Source organism: Streptomyces sp. NPDC060209 (assembly GCF_042728155.1).
In the GTDB taxonomy this organism is placed as follows: domain Bacteria; phylum Actinomycetota; class Actinomycetes; order Streptomycetales; family Streptomycetaceae; genus Streptomyces.
In genome coordinates this window covers 26,537-32,536 of record NZ_JBHWZS010000071.1, presented here as the reverse complement: position 1 = coordinate 32,536, position 6,000 = coordinate 26,537, and the positions used below count along the sequence as shown (strand labels likewise).

Here is a 6,000-nt window from a genome sequence, read left to right as displayed (position 1 = left end):
GGCGACCTTCGTCGGGTACGCGCGCCTCGCGGCGGCGCGGGGCGCGTCCGCCGGGCCCCGAGGCACACGGCCGGCCGCGGCAGGGCGACACCGCGGCCCCCGGGCGACCGGCCGTGGCACGCCATCAGGCCGCCGGCGCCTCGAACCGGCTGACGCGCACGGCGCCGCCCGGATCGCCCGGCTGCCTGCTGGTCAGCGTCAGACGGATGCGCGAGCCCCGGAGCGCGTCGAAAGTGATCACGGTGGGGGCGTCGGAGGCGGCTGCCCAGTCCGTACGGATGCCCCGCGCCTCGCGCCACGTCCCGCCGCTCCACACGGCGACACCCACGGCCGCCGGCAGGCTGTGCGTCGCGTCCACGGTGAACGAGACGTCCACCCGGCCGAAGCCACGCGTGCGTCCGTAGTCCACCGAGATCCAGTCCTCGGCGCGAGCCCCGCCGAAGGCGGGCAGCAGGGCGGTCGGCTCCTTGCGGAAGCCGTTGGACCAGCCGGTGGCCGGGTCTCCGTCGAGCATGGCGGCAGGGAGGGTGTCGGCCCGGCCGGAGTAGCTCGCGTCGGCGTGCGGCCGGCCGACGGGCGCCGGGAGGTCGGGGCGGAACCCCGGCGCCGGGGTGGTCGCCCGGGAGGCGGCGGCCGTCGCCCTGATCTGCGTGGTGCCGGCTCGGAGCCCGTCCGCGCGAGCGGTCACCCGGACCGCACCGGCCCGGGTCCCGGAGCGGATGATCGCGAGGGCCTTGCCGTGGAAGGCGGTTCGGGTGCTGGCCTGATAGCGCTCGGCGCTCTCCTGGCGGCCGTTGTCCAGTCCGGCGAGTGAGCCACCGGCCACGTCGAAGGAGATCAGGTGCTCGGCGCCGGGCACCACCACTCCGTGCCGGTCCACGACTTCGGCCGTCACGAAGACCAGCGAGCGGCCGTCGGCGGAGACCGAGGTGCGGTCGGACGTGAGCCGGACCGTGTGGGGGGTGCCCGCGGTGTGCAGCACGTCGGTGGCGACCACCCGTCCGTCCCGCCGGGCCACAGCCTTGAGCTCGCCCGGCTCGTAGGCGGCCGTCCAGCTCAGGTGCAGTGTGCCGGCGCTGCCGTTCGGGCTGGTGTAACTGCCCGGGTAGGGACCGTCGGTGAAGGTCTTGTCGTCACCCGTCGCCCCGGTCGTCTCCAGGTAGGTCCGGCCGTCGGTGGTCTTCTTGGTGTCGAACCGCCGGGTGCCGAGCGACCGGCCGTTCAGGAACAGCTCGACGGTGTCGACGTTGGCGTACGCCCAGACCTCGACGGTGTCGCCCTCCGTGTGGTTCCAGGTCGTGGGCAGCAGGTGCACCATCGGCTCGTCGGTCCACTGGCTGCGGAAGAGGTGGTACATGTCCTTGGGGAAGCCCGCGGTGTCGACCGCTCCGAAGAAGGACGCCTTGACCGGGAAGACGTCATAGGGCGTGGGTTCGCCGATGTAGTCGATGCCCGACCAGAGGAACTGTCCCGCGAACCACTTGCGGTCGCGGTCCTTCTTGTGCCCGTACTCGCCGCTCATCGTCCAGGACGCCAGGTTGTTGTCGTACGACGAGGTGGCCCGCCCGCCGGGGGTGTGGTTCTCGCCGGTGTTGAGATGCTCCGGCTCCTGGTAGGTCCCGCGCGTGGACGTCTCCGACGACGACTCGGACTCGAAGAGGAACAGGTGCGGGTAGGCCGCGTGCAGGGCGTCCACGGACTTGGCGGTGTTGTAGTTCAGGCCGAGGCCGTCCAGCTTCGCCAGCATCAGATCGGCCGCCGAGCCCCTGGCGGGCAGCCGGCGGTACTTGTCGGAGCCGATGACCAGGGGACGGGTGTCATCGGCGGCCCTGATCGCGGCGATGATCCGGTCGGCCATGGCGAGGCCCGCGGTGGAGGTGGAGTCCGGGACCTCGTTGCCGATGGACCACATCACCACGGCGGGCGAGTTGCGGGCCGCCAGCACCATTTCGGTGGCATCCCGCTCGCACCACTCGTCGAAGAAGCGCCCGTAGTCGTAGGGGTTCTTGCCGGTCCGCCAGCAGTCGAACGCCTCGACCAGCATGACGATCCCGAGTTCCTCACAGACCTCGATCACCTCGGGCGCGGGCGGGTTGTGGGAGGTGCGCAGAGCGTTGACACCCATCGATTTCATGATCGTCATCTGTCGCCGGACCGCGTCCTTGCTGACCGCCGCGCCGAGCGCACCGAGGTCGTGGTGCAGGTCGACACCCTTGATCTTGGTGTACGTGCCGTTGAGCCGGAAGCCGTCCTCCGGGTCGATGCGGAAGGTGCGGATACCGAAGGGCGTGCGGTACGTGTCGACGACGCGTCCCCCGACGCGCAGTTCCGTGTGGAGGGTGTAGCGGTGCGGATCGGTGAAGTCCCAGAGCCGGGGCCGCCGGACGGTCAGTTCGTGCGTCTCGGCGTTCTCGTCGCCGACCCGGACGGTGGAGTTCGCGCGGGCCACGGTGCGCCCCGCGCCGTCCTTCACCGTCGAGCGGACCTCCACGTCCTGCGCGGCGCCGGACTCGTTGCGCACCACTGTGCGTGCCCGGACGACGGCCCGGTCGGCGTCGACCTCGGGCGTGGTGACCTGTGTTCCCCAGCGAGCGACCTGCACAGCGCCGGTGACGACGAGCCTGGCCTGGCGGTAGATGCCGCTTCCGGAGTACCAGCGGCTGCTGGGCAGTTGATTCTGCACCTTGACCGCGATGACGTTCTCCGTGCTCCCGTCGGTGTGGAGCAGATCGGTGAGGTCGAAGGCGAAGCCCGTGTAGCCGTAGGGGTGGCGGCCGGCCTCGGTGCCGTTGCAGTAGACATGGCAGTCCATGTAGACGCCGTCGAACTCCACCGAGATCCGCCGGCCCGCGAGGTCGGAGGGCAGGGTCGAGGAGAGTCGGTACCAGCCGAGACCGCCGGGCAGGAAGCCGGTACCGCTGGTGGTGCCGAGCTCGGTGGTCGGGGTCTGCTCGATACTCCAGTCGTGCGGAACGGCGACCTCGCGCCACGTGGAGTCGTCGAAGTCGGGCTGTGCGGCCCTCGCATAGGCACCGTCCGGGTCACTGATCCCGCCCGCGTCGACCAGAGCGAAGCGCCAGCCGTCCTGCAGCGCGACGGTACGCCGCCCCGTGCTGTCGCGTCTCGACGCGTCGTCCGCCCAGGCGGACGGGGCACCGAGAAGCGCTCCGGCCGTCGGCGCCGCAGCGGAGGCAATCAGGACCGATCTGCGCGTGACTGAAATGGCGGCTCTCCCTCATCAGGACCCACAAGTCATCAGAACTCAGCGTGGCCGAACAGATTCTGACAACATCGAACATGCTCGCGTCAAGAGGCAGGAAGCGCTTTCCCGTCAGGCGGCCCGCACCGTACGGCTGTCACGAGTCCGCCGTAGAGGGCGCCACGAGGATGCGCGGCGCCGGAGGGGTTGACGGCTTGTCATGCCCCTCGTACGTTTCCATGCGTTCGGCACACGGAATGACGTCCGATATCTCGAACGAGGTGGGTCGCGAGGGGCCGGTCCATCGCCTGCCGCCCGTCCGGCAGACCGCGACCCGGCACTTCACTCCCGCTTCCCCGATCAAGGAACAGGTGCGCGATGCCCCACTCGTTCAGCAGACGACGTCTCCTGCAAGCCGCTGGAGCAACGGCGGCCGCCTCCGCAGCCGCTCCCCTCCTCGGCAGCACACCCGCCCGGGCAGCCGTCCCGCCGGCCCGTACGGACATCGGAGTCTCCGCGTACGCCTTCGACTTCGGGCAGGTCCGGCTGACCGCGAGCCGGTGGCTGGACAACCAGAACCGCACGGCCGCGTACCTGCGGTTCGTGGACGTGGACCGGCTGCTCCACAACTTCCGGGCGAACCACGAGCTGTCCACCGCCGGGGCGGCGGCCACCGGCGGCTGGGACGCGCCGACGTTCCCCTTCCGCACCCACGTCCAGGGGCACTTCCTCACCGCCTGGGCCCAGCTGTACGCCGTCACCGGGGACACCGTCGCCCGGGACAAGGCCACGTACATGGTGGCCGAACTGGCCAGGTGCCAGGCCAACAACAGCGCGGCGGGGTTCAGCGCCGGCTACCTCTCCGGTTACCCCGAGTCCGACTTCACCGCCCTCGAACAGGGCACTCTGACAACCGGCAACGTGCCGTACTACACCATCCACAAGACGCTCGCCGGCCTGCTGGACGTGTGGCGCATCCTCGGAAGCACGCAGGCGCGCGACGTCCTCCTGGCGCTGGCGGGATGGGTCGACACGCGCACAGCCCGGCTGAGCGGGCAGCAGATGCAGACCATGCTCGGCACCGAGTTCGGCGGTATGAACGACGTGCTGACCGACCTCTACCAGCAGACCGACGACGCGCGGTGGCTGGCCGCGGCCCAACGGTTCGACCACGCAGCGGTGTTCACCCCGCTGGCGTCGGGCCTGGACCGGCTCGACGGTCTGCACGCCAACACCCAGGTCCCGAAGTGGATCGGCGCTCTTCGGGAGTACAAGGCCACCGGCACCACCCGCTACCGGGACATCGCCACCAACGCCTGGAACATCTGCACCGGAACACACACCTACGCCATAGGCGGCAACAGCCAGGCGGAGCACTTCCGCGCGCCGGACGCCATCGCCGCATACCTGCGGACGGATACGTGCGAGAGCTGCAACACGTTCAACATGCTCAAGCTCACCCGGGACCTGTTCACGCTGGATCCGGACCGGGCGGCACTGTTCGACTACTACGAGCAGGCCTGGCTGAACCACATGATCGGTCAGCAGAACCCGGCGGACGCCCACGGCCACGTCACCTACTTCACGCCGCTGAGCCCGGGCGGACGGCGCGGAGTGGGCCCGGCGTGGGGCGGTGGTACCTGGAGCACGGACTACGACACCTTCTGGTGCTGCCAGGGCACCGGCCTGGAGATGCACACCCGGCTGATGGACTCCGTCTACTTCCACAGCGGCACCACGCTCACGGTGAACCTCTTCGTGCCATCCGTGCTCACCTGGTCCCAGCGCGGGATCACGGTCACCCAGACCACGTCCTACCCGGCCGGCGACACCACGACACTGCGGGTCACCGGCGACGCCCGGGGAACCTGGGCCATGCGCATCCGTATCCCGGCGTGGACCACCGGGGCGACGGTCGGCGTCAACGGTGTGGCCCAGGACATCGCCACCACACCCGGCACCTACGCCACGCTGTCCCGCGCCTGGGCCTCCGGTGACACGGTCACCGTCCGCCTGCCGATGCGCGTCGTCCTGCGCGCCGCGAACGACGATCCGGACGTCGCCGCGATCACCTACGGACCGGTCGTGCTGTCGGGCGACTACGGAGACGCGACGCTCGGCACGCTGCCCTCGTTGGACGCCTCGACGATCGCGCGGACCAGCAGCACGTCGCTGGACTTCACCGCCACCGCCAACGGCTCCACCGTCGATCTGGGCCCGTTCCACGACGCGCACGGCATCAACTACACCGTCTACTGGAAGACCGGCGGCATCGCTCCGGTCCACCTCGTCAACGCCGCCGGCAATCTCGTACTGGGCATCCAGGACATGTCCACGGCCGATGGCGGTCTCGCCCTGCAGTGGACGGACTCGGGTACCGCCGACCACGACTGGGACATGGTCGCCGACGGAGCCTCGGTCCGCTTCCGGAACGTGAACAGCGGCAAGGTCCTAGGCGTCCGGGACATGTCCACCGCCGACGGCGCGAGCGTCCTGCAGTGGACGGACAACGGCACCGCCGACCATCTGTGGTCGCTGCTGGACCAGGAAGACGGAACCTACAAGATCCGTAACGTGCACAGCGGCAAACTGCTCGGCATCTCGGGAGGCTCCACAGCCGTCGGCGCCTTCGCGGTGCAGGACTCCGACAACGGCACCGCCGACAACCGCTGGCGCATCGTGAGCACCGGCTGGAGCGGATAGGTGCCGGACCTGCCTCCGTGTATTTCGCAGGCCTGAAATGTGCGAGGGCGGGTAGACGGCCGGTGTGTGAGCTGCGTGGTGCAGCTGATGTGACGGGG

2 protein-coding genes are annotated in these 6,000 nt (G+C 70.0%); one reads left to right on the top strand and one right to left on the bottom strand.

From position 1 onward, the window contains the following. Window positions 1-124: 124 nt before the first annotated feature. Window positions 125-3,223 carry a glycoside hydrolase family 2 TIM barrel-domain containing protein gene (locus ACFWFI_RS16205; protein WP_387390052.1) on the bottom strand — a complete coding sequence of 1,033 codons (3,099 nt, stop codon included), beginning with the start codon at window positions 3,221-3,223 and terminating at the stop codon, window positions 125-127. Between the two features lie 354 nt (window positions 3,224-3,577). On the opposite strand from ACFWFI_RS16205, the gene ACFWFI_RS16200 reads away from it, so the two are divergent. Beyond that, window positions 3,578-5,902 (top strand): beta-L-arabinofuranosidase domain-containing protein, encoded by a 2,325-nt coding sequence (locus ACFWFI_RS16200; RefSeq protein WP_387390049.1) that lies wholly within the window; start codon window positions 3,578-3,580, stop codon window positions 5,900-5,902. The last annotated feature ends 98 nt before the right edge of the window (window positions 5,903-6,000 follow it).

Bases quoted from the DNA above. Each gene is read 5' to 3' on its own strand.
- ACFWFI_RS16200 (WP_387390049.1), top strand. From the start codon at position 3,578: ATGCCCCACTCGTTCAGCAGACGACGTCTCCTGCAAGCCGCTGGAGCA.